This is a genomic window from Salinibacterium sp. NG22, from assembly GCF_015864925.1.
Lineage (GTDB): Bacteria > Actinomycetota > Actinomycetes > Actinomycetales > Microbacteriaceae > Rhodoglobus.
On record NZ_JADYWG010000004.1, the window covers coordinates 1 to 16256 of the forward strand.

The following is a 16256-nucleotide window of genomic DNA, read 5'->3' on the forward strand; positions in this document are numbered from 1 at the left end:
AGTTCGCGCCGACCGCGAATCCCGGCGTTTCTCCCGGGGCGACGCCGAGTTCAGGGGCAGCGACTGAGTCGCCAGCACCACGACTCGGCAGCCGCGAGCGCCTCGAGAGTGAGCTCGGTTGCATCGTGGCTCTGCACAACCTGCTCAACGACATCCAAAATATCGAGGTAGCTGATTGCGCCGGCGTGGAACGCGAGCACCGCTTGCTCGTTCGCGGCGTTGAACACAGCCGGGAACGTGAGGCCTGCGGCGCCAACGGCCTTTGCCATTTCAACAGCCGGGAACACCTCGTTGTCGAGTGGTTCGAAGTTCCACGTGCTCGTCGTCGTCCAGTCGAGTGGCGCTCCAACACCGGCAACTCGTTCCGGCCACGCCAAACCAAGAGAAATCGGCAACCGCATATCGGGAGGACTCGCCTGAGCGATCGTCGAGCCATCAACAAACTCAACCATCGAATGCACAATGGACTGCGGATGCACGGTGACCGCGATGCGGTCATAGGGCACGCCGAACAACAAGTGCGCCTCGATCACTTCGAGACCCTTGTTGACGAGCGTCGACGAGTTCGTCGTCACCACCAGACCCATATCCCACGTGGGGTGGGCGAGCGCTTCGCGCGGAGTCACGTTCTGGAGCGACTCCCGGGTACGACCACGGAAGGGACCGCCGGATGCCGTGAGCACCAGGCGCCGCACCTCTGAGTGTTCGCCCGAGCGCAACGCTTGAGCGATCGCCGAGTGCTCCGAGTCGACAGGAACAATTTGGCCGGGTTTCGCCCGGGACATGACGAGCTCACCGCCGACGATGAGGCTCTCTTTGTTGGCGAGGGCCAGCGTGGCACCGGATTCGAGCGCCGCGAGCGTTGGCCCGAGGCCCACAGAACCGGTGATGCCGTTCACGACGACATCGGCAGGGACATCCCGCACCAACTGCGCCGCCTGCTCAGCGCCGAACGCGATGTGCTTTACTCCGAAACGTGCCGCCTGCTCTTCGACGAGCGTGCGGTTAGTGCCTGCCGCCAGACCGACGACCTCGAATCGATCACGGTTTGCCTCAATAACTTCGAGGGTTTGCGTGCCGATCGAGCCCGTCGATCCGAGCAGAATTATCTTGCGCATCCCGCTACTTTAGTTTGCTCGCACAAATGTGCGCCAATACTGAAGCGGAATTAGCCGAGACCGAGGATGTCAACGACAAACACGATCGTGTCGGTGCCCGCAATACCTGCGCTCTCATTGCCTGCTTCGCCGTAGCCTTCGCTTGGCGGAAGAACAGCGATGATCTGCGATCCGACTTGCTGACCTTCGAGTGCAGTCTTGAACCCGCTGACAACCTGGCCAGTGTTGAACGTGGAAGGTTCACCGCGAGCCCAGCTCTCATCAAAGATTTCGCCCGTAGTCCAGTTCATGCCCACATAGTGGACCACGACATCCGAGTTCTCTTCGACGGTCTCGCCAGCGCCCTGCTTGAGCACAGCAACCTCGAGCTCGGCGGGCGCGTCAGTGTCGGGGATGGTGATCGTCGGGCGACCGTCGTCATCGAGCTCGACAGCCGGGAATCCGTCTACGGCCGGCTGGTCTTCGCCATCGGCACGCGGAAGAGCAGGCTCAGCGGGCTCGTCGACGGAAATGACATCAACAACGAACACGATGTCGTCATCTGCGCCGACTCCGAGCGATTCGCGGCTGGCGTCATCGGCAAAGGACTCCTCGGGAGGAATAACACCGACGAGGCGTGAGCCAGCGGTGGAACACTCAATGGTCTTGACGATTCCGACCAAGAACTGCTCGGCGTCCACGGGGAAGGGGGTGAGACCTGCCTCGTCGTACGTTGTGGCGGAGAGTTCTTCCCCGGTCGTGCCGCTGTACAGCGAAAACTGAACGTTCGCTGTCGATGCTTCAACAGCGAGCAGATCGCCGTCACCGGCAATAGCAACCGTGCGCTCAGTCTCTGAGACGTCGGTCGGGAAGTCGATCGTGACCTCAGGCTTTGCGCCAAAGTCGCCGCTGACCTCAACGGCATCCGAAGCGGAGCCGGATGACGTCGGAACGCAATCACCAGATCCCTCTGCCGTCGTGGAATCTGCGGGAGAACACGCCGCAAGCGACGCCACAACGCCGATGGTCAACAGAAATGGAATCGCTTTACGCACAAGAACCCTTCACAACACGAACACGGAGCACCAATCCTGCCCCACTGCGGCTGTACAAAGCGTGTGGAATCGCCGCCGAAACCTCGACAGTTCGCCCTGTAGTCGCTATGACAGACGCTGCGGCGCTCCTGAAACCGGCGCGCACCGCCGCTACTCCCCCGCTGGGGCCTCCACAATGATGCGGGGCTGATGCAGCACGGGGAAGTTGACGGATGAGGCAATGAAGCACTTCTGGCTTGCTTCAGCGTGAGCATCCATGGCATCTTCCACACTGCCGGCCGCAATCGTGACAACGGGTCGCAGGGTGACCGACGTGAAATGCCCGCCACCGTTATCCGTCTGCTTCATCGTGCCTGAAACCTCGTCGTGATAGGCCGTGACGACGATGCCGCGACTCACGGCAACGTGCAGGTAGCTCAGCATGTGGCACTGGCTGAGCGCCGCAATGAGCAATTCCTCGGGATTCCAGCGATCCGCCGATCCGTGAAAGACGCGAGCGCTCGAGCCATCAATCGGATGCTTGCCCACTGCTGTGATCTCGTTGTGGCGAGAGTAACCACGGTAGCTCGTGGTGCCCTCACCCAAGTTTCCCGACCATTCCAAGCGCACTTCAAAATTGTGGTCGATGTTCATCAGAACCTCCTTGGCCAGCTTCAGCAGCCAGCATCGGCGAACGCGTTGGGCGATCGGGCAAAACTTCTCTCGCCATCACGCTAGCGGTCAACGCTGGGAGTGAGCGAAACCGTTCCCCATCATGAAGGCTGCCGCGCCCACACGCGCTCTCGCGGCGATAACGTAGGAGAGTGAACTCCCCCTCGACAACTGCCGCTGCCGCTCTCACCGTTAACGACACCGTTCAACTCGCCGTACTCGAACGCTCGGGCATGATCGAGTCACGCCATTTGGGTGCCGCTGTAGTGCTCTCCCCCGACGGCACTGAGCGACGACGCCTCGGCAACCCCGACGCTCTCATCTACCCGCGTTCGACTCTCAAGCCCATGCAGGCGATCACTGTGCTTCGTGCGGGCGTCACTCTCACCGACGAACAGCTCGTGCTAGCGAGCGCCAGCCACACCGGCAGCCAACGTCACCAAGATGTCGTGGCTTCGACTCTGGCCGCATACGGTCTTACCGAAGACGACCTGCGCTGCCCACCCGACTGGCCAGCCGACTCCGAAACCCGACGCGCCTCCGACGCTCCCCGTCGCCTCGCGATGAACTGTTCAGGCAAGCACGCGAGCTTCTTGGCGGCCTGCGTCGTGAATGAGTGGCCGCTAGAAAGTTACCTCGAGCACGAGCATCCGCTGCAGGAGCGCATTCGGCAGACGGTGATTGAGTTCACGGGTCAGCCGCTTGCCCATGAGGGAACGGATGGATGCGGGGCTCCCGTCTTTGCCATGAGCCTCGTCTCACTGGCCACCGCCATTCAGCGCGTGGTTACCGCCACGTCAGACACCGATCCGAACGCCGCCGCCCTCGTGAGCGCCATTCGGGCCAACGCGTGGGGACTCGACATGCCCCAGGTTGCCGAGGCGATGGACACCCTCGGGATTATCGCGAAACGCGGGGCCGAGGGCGTGCTCATTGCCGCTGCCCCCGACGGCACCACGGTGACCCTCAAGATTCTTGACGGATCGATCCGACCGCTGCTTCCCGTCGGGCTTTCGCTGTTGGCCGAAGCTGGCGCGCTCGATGCGGATGCTGTGGCTGGTGTACTGGCAGCCACGACCGAGCAGGTGCTCGGCCGTGGACTACCCGTTGGCGAACTCCGTTTCGAGCTCGCCTAGAACTCTCCGCGAACTCGCGCGCTAACCCTTGCCTGTTATGCGGCGGAATTCAGCGTTGAATGACTGATCGTCGGTAGTGCTGAGCGTGCGGAAAGTGCGCGCTCGCGACATTGCCGTCGCATTCGGGAAAGTGAATTGATTCGACGCCAGCGCCGGGAAGTTCTCGATGGCGTACTCAAGCGTTCCGTCGACGGGGCTCACACAGTGAATCCACTCCACAACTTCAGTGGCGACGGAAGGCTCGTAGTAGAAGTTCATAAGCTTTTCTGCACTCGCCTTGTGGACCGCACCTGCAGGGATCACGAGAGAGTCGGTGAAGAATGTTCCGCCTGAACCGGGGAGCAAGAACTTAAATTTCTCGTAACCCGCTTGCGCATTGAGAACGGCAACGTCTCCAGCGCGAGCGAACCCGGCGATAGCTTCGCCCGACTTGAGCTTCTCTAGGTATTCACTACCGTAAACACCAAGAATGTGCTTCGACGTCAAGTGCTCTTCGAGCACGGCGCTTGCCTTCTTGTATTCCTCGATACCCCAGTTTTCCTCGGCAATATCGATCCCCTGCGCAAGCAGCAGCATGCCCATGGTGTGGCGCATTTCGGCGAGGACGACAACTTTGCCCTTGAGGTCATCGTTCCAGAGTTGATCGACCGAGAGCACTCCACGGGGGTACTCTTCAGCGTTCCACGCGAGTCCGATAAAACCACTTTGCCAGGGAAGCGAGTAGCTGCGATCAGGGTCAAAGTCGGGACTCGCAAGCGACTCTGTGAGATTGACTTTGTTGGGGATGTTCGCGGCGTCCATCTCTTGGGCGTACCCGAACCGGATGAGCCGTGCTGCCATCCAGTCGCTGACACAGATGATGTCTGTGCCTGTCGGCTCGCCCAACGAGAGCTGATCTTTCATCGTCAGGTAGAAACCAACGTTGTCTTCAACGACAGCCTTGTATTCGACCTCGACGCCGGTCTCCTCATAGAAAGCCTTGAGCGTGGGAGAGCGTCCGCTGAGGTCTTCGTCGATGTACGACGGCCAGCTTGCCCAGACGAGCTTGTTGTCGCTGTCGGAAATATCATTCGCATCTGACCCATCCGGCGCAGCACATGCTGCGAGAGCGAGCGCGGACGCACCGAGCCCCGCTCCTTGCAGCAGTCGCCTGCGGCTGAGTTGAGATTGCTTCGCCTGCAGCATTAGCTGCTGGATCGCAGGATCCTGCGGAAGTGGTCTCGTCACTGTTTCTCCTTCGCCCCCACCAGTTACCCCGATGGTAGTGAGCGCGGTCTGCTTTGTTATAGCCCCAGTTAGGAGGGGCCTTGCGGGTTCGTTGCAATAATTCCATGTTTCCGAACTAAATTCGCCCAATAATTGTGCCCAATTCGGGTACCGCATGATTTTGGTCGTGGCTGCGGAGATCGCTGTTCTCACTGGGGTCACAAGCACCGTGCTCACCAGCTAGCGGTGTGGGGCCAGAACCTCGCTGTGGCTGGCGTGAGGCAGCCGCACCCGGCGAACTGGTTCAGTTTCGCTAAGGCACCAGTACTCGCGTGAGCCTGCCGTCAGCGGCGGCGGCAGCTCGCGAGTGCGGGCAAGTTGGCGGTAGTCGCTGAGGGTGCAGCCATCGAGCACGATGGTGGCGTGGGGGCGCAACGCCGCCAGGGCACCCCACCGTGATTGCCATTCATCGACTGATCCGATGATCGCGATGGGAGAACTCGGCTCATTCGGGCTAACCAAGAGCTCCCGTTCGGCTCCCGGTGCCCCTTCGACGTGCCTTGTTTCCCAGCCAGCAGCAGCACACGCTGCTGCGGTGACCGAGGGGCGACTGCTGACGACAACAATGTGCTCGGTGCCCGACAGCGTCGTTGTCGCACTTCGTTCTGCCACCGGAAGGTAGTGATCACTCTGCGCGATTTGCACTCTCTTGCCCTGCCAGAGGCCTCCTCCTGCTGGCACCGCGGGGATGTACTCATCCGTGGTCCCGCCGGAAAGAATGAATTCTTGCCTACTGCTGAAACGCAGGCGAAGAACGCTCGGCATCAGCTGTGAGAGTGACTGCAGCGGTGAGGTGATTCGTTGGGCGCTCGCAATAACCCACATGTTATTAGCGGGGCCTTCCCTCAGCACGCGAGTGAGCCGTTCGACAACGACAGCCCGGTATTCATCGTCGAAACGAGCGAGCACGGCATCGATGTCGTCAATCACAATGTGGCTTGGTGGCCGCGGTATCGCTGCGTCATCGCTGTAGTCGAGTCGACCGTAGGCGCCTGCGAGCGTGTCCCAGAAGGCGGCGGGCTCGGCACTCATGACGATCACCGTTGCCGTGCTGATGTGGGCAAGCGTGGTGAGAGCCGTTGTTTTTCCACTGCCAGATGACCCCACGATCAACAGGTGCCCGTCTGCGGCTGAGGACCAGCCAGCACGCCCGTGGCGTTGAAGTTCAGGCAGATCTGTCAACCCAAAATAGAGAGTGTCTGAGTTCACTGCATCCGAGGGTGCGCTGTCGTTGTCCTCCGCCGCCAGCACCGCGGCGAGCGCGACGTGCTCGCTGAGCGGTTCGCACCACGGCCGTCTCGGCGGAGCAGAGACGGGCCAACGCTCAGCAACGTGACGAATATCGTGAGGCGAGACGAGCGCGAACTGCACGAGCTCGGCCGAGGACGAGCCATGGGCAACCCACGCACGACCTTTGGCGTCCGCCGGTAGCTCGGCGGCGCGATCGCTGCCGATGACGGCCGAACTATCGGCACCGTTGTTGACGCGAAGGGAGATCCGCAGGTCCGCGTTAGCAAGAAGCGCGTCGCGCACAACTCCGGAAGGTCGTTGCGTACAGAGGATCAGGTGCACGCCCAACGAGCGGCCTCGCGCCGCGATATCGCTGAATAGAGCATGCAGCTGTGGGTAGTCCGCCATCATCGCCGCGAACTCATCAACCACGATCACGAGACGCGGCACACTCGCGAGCTCTGAGATATCTCGCACGCCGGCCTGAGCCAGCGCACGCTCGCGGTATCGGAGCTCGGCACGAAGACTCGCGAAGGCCCGCGCCGCAGCTGTCTCATCAAGATCGGTAATGATGCCCACGGTGTGCGGCAGTTGGGTGAGGGCCGCAAACGCGGAACCCCCTTTGAAATCGACGAGCAAAAAGGTCACGTCGTCTGGCGACACTTCGGCCGCCATCGCGAGCACCCACGCAATGAGGAGTTCGCTCTTGCCACTACCAGTAGTGCCGCCCACGATGGCGTGGGGCCCGTTGACAACAAGATCAATACTGAGCTCTCCTGACACCGCGACGGCGGGGCGCGCGGCTAGCGATCGTCGAGATTCCACTCGAGAGGTGAGGAGCGAGACGGGGCGTTTCTCGAGTTCATCGAAGGCAAGTGAATCGGGAAGAACATCCTGACCCGAAGCAAGACCATCGCGGGCAGCGATATCGTGTGCCGCTCGTACCCAAACTAACGCTTGCTCTCTGCCGAGGAACGACGGCTCGAAGTCGCGGCGTTGATGACGGTCAGGATGTCTAACCACAGCCACGCTCGCGGCGTTCGTGCGGATCACAATGCGATGCCCGCTCGGCACTTGGTTTTCTTCCCCCACTATCGTGATGGAAACGCGCGGCTGGGAATCGCCAAGCGTTCCCCACTGCACGCTCGCGATCTCTCCGCCCGTTCCAGCAGCATCCGCACCCCGCTCTGTTGCTCCACTCGAACGCAACAGTCGGTGCGGGAGTCGTTCTCCCCAGGATTCTGTTGCAAACACTCCTGTGAGTCGCACCCAGCTTGAGGTGGGTGCGAGGGTGCGAGCGAGTTGGATCGCGAGTGATCGTGCCAGTGACAACGCCATCGGGCTGTTGCCACAGAGTGCGATACCTAGGCGCGCGTTTACAGCAATCGGTGCTCGACTCAGATGCTCTGCCTGCTCCGTCAGACTCCGATACGTGTCTTCGATGTCTGGAGACACAGCGTCATGCGCCGCAGTGCGATCAATGGCGATGCTGCTGCGTACACTGCCGTAGCCGAGGTGGACGGGAAGGACATCGTGGGGCTCACGCATCCACTTCGACGCATCAGTGAGTACGTCATTGACCAACATGATCGCCGCAGGGGTTTTTTCAGCCAGTTCGACGAGTTCGCGGCGATGGTAGGCGCGAATTTCTTTCGTCGTTGTGGCTGTGTCGGCACAGAAGCGTGCCCGTTCGACGCGCCTCGTTCTGCGCGCCGTCACTCGTGAATCGATGTAGCTACCGGTCGCTGCCAATGGCCCCAAAGCGGCGAAAATGAGGGCAAAGGTCGAGCCAGTGATCAGCCAGATCGCGACCGACGCCACCACCGGTACCGTGGCGGCCACTAGCGGGAATCGAAAGGGGGCAGGCGCCTGCGGCGGAGCAGGCAAGAAAACACGGGTGTCAGGGGTTCGAGATTCGGTCACGTCCCTACTTCACCAGGGCTGGCTAGCGCACAACAGAGCGCGCCCTCGTCAGTGGAGAGCCCCGCTTAATGCATGCTGTGCAGGGGTGGTTGCAGCGATCGATACGCTCATTGCGTTCAATGCCGGCAGCCCGTTAGCTGACGATGAAGAACTGTTCCCCGATTTCAACTCGCGTTCCGCGGACGACGCGGTAGCGCTTGCCTGGCTCACATCGCTTCGGCTCTCCGCCTGGCTCGCGAACGATCGTTCCGTTTCCGGAATACCGGTCGCTGATCCAGAACACTCCACTCATCTGCCCGAACTCCAAGTGAGTCTTAGACACCGACTTGCTGGGGTCAGTAATCGGCACGACGATGTCGAACTTTTCGGAAGGCTCTGGGATCGGATTACGACCGACAAGGCCGGTTCCTGTCACGATCACGCTATCCCCCGTGCTGAATTGGAGCACGAAACGAGTACCAGTGACGCTGCGAACAACGATCCGGGTGTCTTCAATATCCTCATCATCAGCGCCGACGGATGCGAGTGGCACCGGCGGCGAGATGGGGAGTTCTACGCGCTGGTGAGACTTCGGAGGCGGAGCGAGTACCGAGAATGGTTTCGAGCCCGTAGAGAGCGCATCAGCGGCATCCAGAGCATCATCAGGCTCGCCTTCGGGCTCAAGATCGGGTGCAACTGTCAGATCCGGTGCCGCCGAGGAATATGGCTCCGGCTCGAGCAATGGCTCCGGTTCAGTCACGGAGGCGAACTCATCACTCACTACTGACTGCTCGGCAATGGGAGCTGCGGCTTCGACTGGCTGCAGCGCTTCTGGGGCTGCTGCCTCAGCATCTGGCGCTGCGGCCGACTCTGTAGCCGCCGGCATCTCTGCATCGGGCTCCATGTCGTTCGCAAGCGGAGCGTGCGAGTCTTCGGCCACGGGGACGAGAGCTTCAGCAGCCGTGACCTCGCTGTGGTCGATCGTCTCTACCTGGTCATGTGCACTTTCGTCGGAAGAAGCTGCTTCCTGCACGATGGTGTGTGGCGTGGATGCTGCGGCGCGAGCACCAGGGCCAACGCCGTGACGCACGAAACCGCAGGAGCCACAGAAGATGTCGGATTCAGCCAGAACGGTGCCACACTGCTGACACGTCTCAACGGATGAGCCAATCAGTGCGGCCGCTTCCTCGACTGCGGGCTCTGCTTGGACAGCTGCTACCGCCGCCGCGACTTCACCGCGCGGTTGGGTCCCGTGCTCTCCTGCTCCGTGGGGTGCCGGTCCGGTTGCAACAGCGGCCGATTCTTCGGGCCCGGCTACCACAGAGGGAGCTGGCTGGCTATCGACACGTTCAGAGGCGACGGGCGCGAAGGCGGATGCACGCAAGCGGTCTGCAGTCGTGAAGAGCGGTTCCTCACCCAACGGACGTACTGGCTTCACGTGAAGGCGCACTGGCTCTTCTTCGACAGCCTCAGGACGACCCAACTTACTCAAGTCGGGCTCGAAAGCGGACCGAGAAAGCGGTGCTGGCTCTACAAGCGGCTCAGGTTCCACTAGCGGTTCTGGTTCGGGTTCTGGTTCGGGTTCTGGCTCTGGCTCTGGCTCTGGCTCGGGTTCGGGCTCGGGTTCGGGCTCGGGTTCGGGCTCGGGTTCGGGCTCAGGCTCTGGCGCGGAATCGAGTTCCGGTTCGAGCACTACTTCAGCGTCGGCGCCGGACTCAAGCTTCGTGTCGAGCGATGCCTCGGACTCGGGCGATCCGGCCAGTTCAGGCTCAACAAGCGCTTCAAGGCGCGCCTCGGGCTCACCAACCGCAGCATCAGCATCGTGCGCTACAAACTCTGCGACAGGCTCCGGTTCATTAGGTTCGTGTGCTTCGACGTCGATCTCTGCCGTCGTCCCATCGGCTTCCGTGTCAGCCTGAGATTCCGAGTGAGTTTCGGGCTCTTCCGCAGATTCGGCTGCGACTTCTTCGGCACGCACGAACTCGGAAACCTCCGATTCAGCGGCCGCGGGCTCGGGCTCCCGTTCAATTTCGGCGACGGGCTCAACATTGCTGACTGGCTCGGCATCAGCCTGGGGCTCGGCATCAGCCTCGGGCTCGGGCTCGGGCTCGGGCTCGGGCTCGACAGTAGCCACGGGCTCAACTACCGCACGCTCGGGAGCCTCGTCGGTCGCCGGTTCGGGCGCAGCGTCAGTGTCCTGTTTTTCGTCAGCGACCGCGACATAATCCGCATCTACCGCGAGCGGAGTCGATTCCTCGAGGATCGGCGCCGGCATACCTCGCCAGCTTTCGTTCGCGTCAGATTGTGGCTGTTCGCGCACAAAGTCATCGTCGACTACGCCGCCAGAGGAAGGTTCGGCTGCAAGCGCAGCAGCCGCTTCAGCAACTGTCGTGAAGTACGGTTCAGCATCCGGCGCGGCAGACGATGCGACGGGGAGGTTCTGGTCGAAGGTGAGAAGCGCAGGGTTTGCGACCTCGTCATAGGGGCCGTCCTCATCGAACGGAAGCACCTCGTCATAGGGGCCGTCTTCATCGAACGGAATAGGGTGTTCAGACTCGTCCGCAGCAGCTGGCGCTGCATCGCTCGGGATCTCAACGTCGGCGGAGTCAGACACGACCGCCTCCGCGGATTGCTCTGCACGCGAAGCATCAGCCTCGGAACGAACTACGTCAGCGGCAGCCGAGAGCACAAGCGGGTCACCCAGCCGCAGCGTGCGGGCGCCATCCGCCAGCACGTCAGGCGCTGACACCAAGGCATCGCGAAGTGCCGCAGGCAGCTCTGTGTCGCTGTCCGAGTCGACATCGTCAATGTCCACAGCGTCAGTTGACGCGTTCTCGGCAACGTCCACCGGCTTCTCTACGCTGACAGGCGCCAGCTCGGCGAGCACGGGGGCAGAAGCATCCACACCATCGGATGCCGTAGCCGGATTGTGCCCAGCCGGTGCCTCTTCAGCGTGTTCGGGAACGGAGCTCGTCGCAGCCGCAGCCGCAGCGGAATCAGCCGCAGCGGACCCACGATTCCGACGGCGACGCAGGTTCGTTGGTGTTTCACCGGCGGCGACTTCCGCGCGCTCAGAACGCGCAGGAGCGACAGCAGCAGGCGGGGTCACGTCGCCTCCGACAGCACCCCGGCGGGCGCGACGAGACATCGCAGGCCGCCCACACTCCGCACAATAGACGGCATCGGCGGGTAGTTGCGTCGCGCAGAAAGAGCAATTCACGGGTGGTCCTCTATCGCTTAAACAGACTTGTGACACTATAACCACCGAGCGATCGCAGTGATATTTTGGTCCTGAACCGCGCCCAGCGCGACAGTCCAGTATTGAGTTGAGTTTCCAGTTCCGTCACGTTCGTCCAGAACGCGTCGGCTTCAACAGTTTCCGGTTCAGCTCCGGAGAAAATCGCACGGTCAGCGTGCTCGGCGAGTCCGCGAGCATCCGGAGTGGCCATCACAGCAGCGACTTCCGTTCGTGTTCCCGATATGGGGGGCGAATAGCCGTGGTCGATGAGGGAATCCTCGAATTCTTGCCATCCACCGCTGATCTGTTCAACCGTCGAATCGGCACGCTTACGAAGCTGACGGCGTCGCACCTTCGCGGCAATAATCAGCAGGAAAGGTGCCGCAATGACCAAGATCACCAACAGCGTCCAGCCCGCAACTCGCAATACGGCGAGCACGGCTTGGAGCACAGGGTCGAGGTCAGGTTGCAGCGCCTGTTCGCTGTCAGGATTCGACTGGCGGTTGGTCGTGTCCGATTCAATTTCGGGCGGCTGAACCACAGTTTGGGGCCGCGCAACCTGCGCAATGTCGTCAGGATTCTCTTCCGGAATCTCGCGCAGCGGCGGGTTGGGATCGATCGTGACCCAGCCGTACTCGGCTGTGTTCACTTCGATCCACGCAGAAACGTCGTCGCCTCGAATTTGAGGATCTGAGGTAATAAACCCGAGAACAACGCGGGTGGGGAATCCCAGTTCATTCGCCATCACGGATGCGGCCACCGCATATTGTTCGCCATCACCAATCATGCGTGGGGCAGTAAACAGCTCCGCAATACGATCGGCAGAATGCCCCGACCTACTGGCGGGTTCATCAATACCGACCCCGTGGCTGATGTAACCATCGGCCGCGAGGCCGTCGAGCATGGCGGTGAGGCGCTCCCCCGGCGTCGTTACCGCGCGAACGTATTGGTCCAGCCGCTCGGTGAGTTCTTCCGGCGAATCTTGGACCGGGGGCACTTCTGCCAGCCCAGGCGTTACCGTGCTGAGTTCTTCGGCGCTCGGTTGCACCGGGACAACGCCCTCAAACGTGTAGGTATCTCCGCTCTCCACTCCGCCAACAACCGCGGCCGTTCCGGAAACTTTGTTGTAGTAGAAGGAATCACGAAGATCCGGTGCGCGCTCACCGGAGAAATCGGCCTGCTCGAATAGGCCGACAGTAGGCAGCCAGACGCCCTCATAGCCTGCGATCGTGATCGTCAAATCGACCTGATCACCGTCAACGTCGGATTGATCGAAACGAGACGGCACTCGCGAGAACGAACCCGACTCACTCGAGACTCGTCCGCTACCCACCGCATACACGACACCGTTGTAGCTATCGAGTGTCGCTAGTCTCACGCGGGTACCCAGCGGAACTCCCGACACCTCAAACAACACAGAGTTCGCGGTGCTGGGCTGCCAATAGCGACGGAAGCCCGAAAGCGGGCTCACATAATCGCGAGGATCGAATGGCTCCACAATCGCCGTCCTAAGCACGGCACGATTGTTTGTAGGCGGTGCCACGTTCGCCGCCACCAACGCCACTCCCGAGGCAATAGCCAAGATGACGACAGCGCTGACCATGGTGCGTACACCGGCGAATCCGAACTCGCGTTTGCGTCGAGCGACTCCGGGCGCATCCATCGCTGCTTCAAGGGCATTGACGGTGTCGCGACGACGACGCCAACGGAACCACACCATCGCGAGCGCAATCACAATCAGGAGCGCCAGCGCGAGAGGTACAGGCTGGTCGGGGTAGGTCGGGCCCAGTGCGATTGCCATGACAAAAATGACGATTGATGGCACGACAGACAATTCCGCGAGAGCCGTGCGATATGCGACGCTCAAAGAGATAACGGTGCCGAAAAACACCAGAACAAGGGCGGGCACGAGTAGAGCTTGATAGTTTCCGACCGGCAGCGAAATGGTCAGCAACTGTTTCCATCCGAGCGCCACACCCAACACAAGGTCGCTCAGGCCCTCGGGTGTCGGCACGACTCCCCATTGCGTCTCTGACGGGACCGCCACGGGAACACCGATGACCACGAACACGATCACGGCGACCACCGACGTCGTCAGGAATGACCAGCGACGCCAGAGCGAGACGATGGCCACCGCAGAGCCTGCAAGCACGCCGACAGCGATCAATACGGTGAGATCTGTCGTGCGATAAATCGGCCACAGCGCTGCAGATGCGAGCGCGACAGTGACCCAGAGCAGAGCTCCGGAGACAACAACGAAGGATCGAGAGACTGGTGCGGTCATGCACCCGCCGATCGTGCGAGGGCTCTCTTGAGTTCTTCGAGATACCCGATGGTGAGCACACTGAGTCCTGAAACTCGTCGTAGCCCCGGAACCGCTTCCGGGTCACACACAATCGCTACCACTTCGACATTCGTCGCGAATTTGGTCGACGCTGCACGCAACTGCTGCGAAGTCACCGTCGATCCACAGATCAAGAACGCAACAGAAACTCCACTGGTCTGCTCTGACGTTACGCGCGCGACGTCGATGAGGCGCAGCGCTGTATCGGCACGTTGAACGCGGGTGAGGTCATCAAGAAGGCGGGTACCAGTGAGGGTAGAAAGCGCCCTTACCGCGAAGATCTTTCTCTTGGCAAACTGCGGCGTTTGCTCACTCGCGACGACTGTCACCGTGCGGGCATCCCGGATCGCTTGAGCGCCAAGCGAACCAGCGACGCTCACTGCCATTTCGAACTCGTAGTCGTTCGAGTAGTCGGTCGTCGCCAAGCTCAAGGCGATGACGAGATGGCTGCGTCGGGTTTCCTCAAACTGGCGCACCATGTAGCGGCCTGTACGAGCTGTTGTTTTCCAGTGGATGTTGCGCCGCTCGTCACCGCGCACGTACTCCCGCAGCGCGTGAAACGAGATGTCGTTGTTGGCGAGGTCCTTGGTGGGGTTACCTTCCAAGTCGCGGATTAGTCCCGTGCTCACACTCGGGATGCTGATGGTGCGGGGGTGCACAAAAACTTCTGCGGACTCGGTCCAGACCAGCTCGCGGCGCACGAGTCCCACCGGGTCGGCACGCACCGTGCGCACGGGGCCGACCGTGATGACACCGCGTCGATGAGTAGGGATCGGAAACTCGTGAGTCGCCGAACTGCCCGGGCGCAAACTCGGTAACACGGCTTCGGCATAGGTGGCCGCAACGGGGATCTCCGCGATAACGCCGAGACTGCGCCGCTTGCCTTCGTTTTCTCCCCGTACCTCGCCGGTCGCGAGCTCACCGACGACGACACGATGGTGTCCCACGTGAAGGCTGATCGTTAATTGACTGCGCCCAAAGAGATAGATCGCGGCCATGAGCGCGATTGCAGCGAGCGCAAACCCTACGACGACAAGTTCTTGCCAGGCGATCGTGTACCCCACGATGAGCGTGACCGGCACGAGCACAAGCACGACCCAGCCGACAGGGGTAACGACTGCCGTAATGCGTTTGGCGTACCGGGAAAAGGTCGTGCGTGCCAGCACCGCGAAACGGACAAGCGCGACAATCAGGTCAGCAAGAAACCCCGTGCGGTAACCGACGAGCCGCGTTCGCGCATTGTCGAGGCCACGAATAGCGGTGGGAAAGTCTGCATCCGAGCGTGACTTATCGCCGCTCGGACCTGATTGTTCCGGCGCGGTGTACTGTGGCTGCCCTTTCGCCGAGCGGTTGAGGAGTGAACTCACACGGCTTGCCGCTCTGTGGGCGGTGGGTTCTCGATCAGAATCTGAGCGATCACGCTTGAGGCAGTAACGCCCTCGAACTCGGCTTCAGCATCGATGACGAGACGGTGAGCCAAAACCGATTCGGCAAGAGCCTTGACGTCATCCGGCACAACGTAGTGACGGCCATTAGATGCTGCGAGAGTCTTTGCTGCTCGGATCAATGCCAGCGCACCGCGAACACTCACACCGAGACGCACTTCGGCAGCGCTTCGCGTCGCTTCGACTAGGCGACTCACGTAGTCGTTGATTGTGGGATCGACGTGCACTGTGCGTGCGAGCTGCGCCATTTCGACGACGAGTTCTGCGCTCACGACAGGCTCGATGGCGGTCGAGTGTGCGGCGACGCCGGCACCGTCGAGGATGCGCAGCGTGGACGCACGGTCGGGGTATCCGATGGAGGCCTTCATCAAGAAGCGGTCAAGTTGTGCTTCGGGCAGGCGATACGTTCCGGCTTGCTCGATAGGGTTTTGGGTTGCGATGACCATGAACGGCGAGCCAACGGGGTGCGTGACTCCGTCGACAGTCACTTGCCCCTCTTCCATCACTTCAAGAAGAGCGGCCTGGGTCTTGGGGCTTGCGCGGTTGATTTCGTCGGCGAGAACTATGTTGGAGAAAATCGGTCCGGCGTGAAATTCGAACTTGTTATCGCGCTGATCAAAGATGCTGACACCGGTGATGTCACCCGGCAAAAGGTCGGGAGTGAACTGGATGCGGTTGGTCGTTCCCGAGACGCTCTGAGCAATGGCGCGAGCAAACGACGTCTTTCCCGTTCCGGGGTAGTCCTCGAGAAGTAGGTGTCCTTCGCTCAGTAGTGCCGTGAAGCCAAGGCGCACGACGAACGTTTTTCCGAGCAGCACTTGCTCGACGTTCGTCACGAGTCGATTGAAGCTTTCCGCGAACCATGCGGCTTCGTCGGGAGTCATGGTCATAG

10 protein-coding genes are annotated in these 16256 nt (G+C 61.2%); 1 reads left to right on the forward strand and 9 read right to left on the reverse strand.

Annotated features, from left to right (window positions below; all coding sequences use genetic code 11):
• Positions 1-50: 50 nt before the first annotated feature.
• From I6E81_RS13640 to I6E81_RS13650, 3 genes are all read right to left on the reverse strand, one after another.
• Positions 51-1118, reverse strand: a complete 1068-nt coding sequence (locus tag I6E81_RS13640; protein WP_197108923.1) for a 1-deoxy-D-xylulose-5-phosphate reductoisomerase — start codon at positions 1116-1118, stop codon at positions 51-53.
• 50 nt (positions 1119-1168) lie between these two features.
• On the reverse strand, positions 1169-2152 hold the full coding sequence (locus I6E81_RS13645; protein WP_197108924.1) for an FKBP-type peptidyl-prolyl cis-trans isomerase: 984 nt from the start codon (positions 2150-2152) through the stop codon (positions 1169-1171).
• A 150-nt stretch (positions 2153-2302) separates the two neighbouring features.
• Positions 2303-2785: an OsmC family protein gene (locus I6E81_RS13650; protein ID WP_197108925.1), complete on the reverse strand. Its 483-nt coding sequence runs from the start codon at positions 2783-2785 to the stop codon at positions 2303-2305.
• A 170-nt stretch (positions 2786-2955) separates the two neighbouring features.
• Between I6E81_RS13650 and I6E81_RS13655 the strand changes: the two genes are divergently transcribed.
• On the forward strand, positions 2956-3939 hold the full coding sequence (locus I6E81_RS13655) for an asparaginase (RefSeq protein ID WP_197108926.1): 984 nt from the start codon (positions 2956-2958) through the stop codon (positions 3937-3939).
• A gap of 21 nt (positions 3940-3960) precedes the next feature.
• On the opposite strand, the gene I6E81_RS13660 is transcribed toward I6E81_RS13655, so the two are convergent.
• From I6E81_RS13660 to I6E81_RS13685, 6 genes are all read right to left on the reverse strand, one after another.
• On the reverse strand, positions 3961-5166 hold the full coding sequence (locus tag I6E81_RS13660) for a PotD/PotF family extracellular solute-binding protein (RefSeq protein WP_197108927.1): 1206 nt from the start codon (positions 5164-5166) through the stop codon (positions 3961-3963).
• 219 nt (positions 5167-5385) lie between these two features.
• Positions 5386-8358, reverse strand: coding sequence for an FtsK/SpoIIIE domain-containing protein (locus I6E81_RS13665; RefSeq protein WP_197108928.1), 2973 nt, complete (start codon positions 8356-8358; stop codon positions 5386-5388).
• 133 nt (positions 8359-8491) lie between these two features.
• On the reverse strand, positions 8492-11485 hold the full coding sequence (locus I6E81_RS13670; protein WP_197108929.1) for an FHA domain-containing protein: 2994 nt from the start codon (positions 11483-11485) through the stop codon (positions 8492-8494).
• Positions 11486-11567: 82 nt separating this feature from the next.
• Complete coding sequence (locus I6E81_RS13675) at positions 11568-13859, reverse strand: transglutaminase domain-containing protein (RefSeq protein ID WP_197108930.1); 2292 nt, start codon at positions 13857-13859, stop codon at positions 11568-11570.
• Positions 13856-15286, reverse strand: a complete 1431-nt coding sequence (locus tag I6E81_RS13680) for a DUF58 domain-containing protein (protein WP_307784176.1) — start codon at positions 15284-15286, stop codon at positions 13856-13858. The genes I6E81_RS13675 and I6E81_RS13680 overlap by 4 nt, the downstream gene beginning before the upstream one ends.
• Entirely contained in the window at positions 15283-16254 is a 972-nt protein-coding gene (locus I6E81_RS13685) for a MoxR family ATPase (RefSeq protein WP_197108931.1), read from the reverse strand. The genes I6E81_RS13680 and I6E81_RS13685 overlap by 4 nt, the downstream gene beginning before the upstream one ends.
• Between the last annotated feature and the right edge of the window lie 2 nt (positions 16255-16256).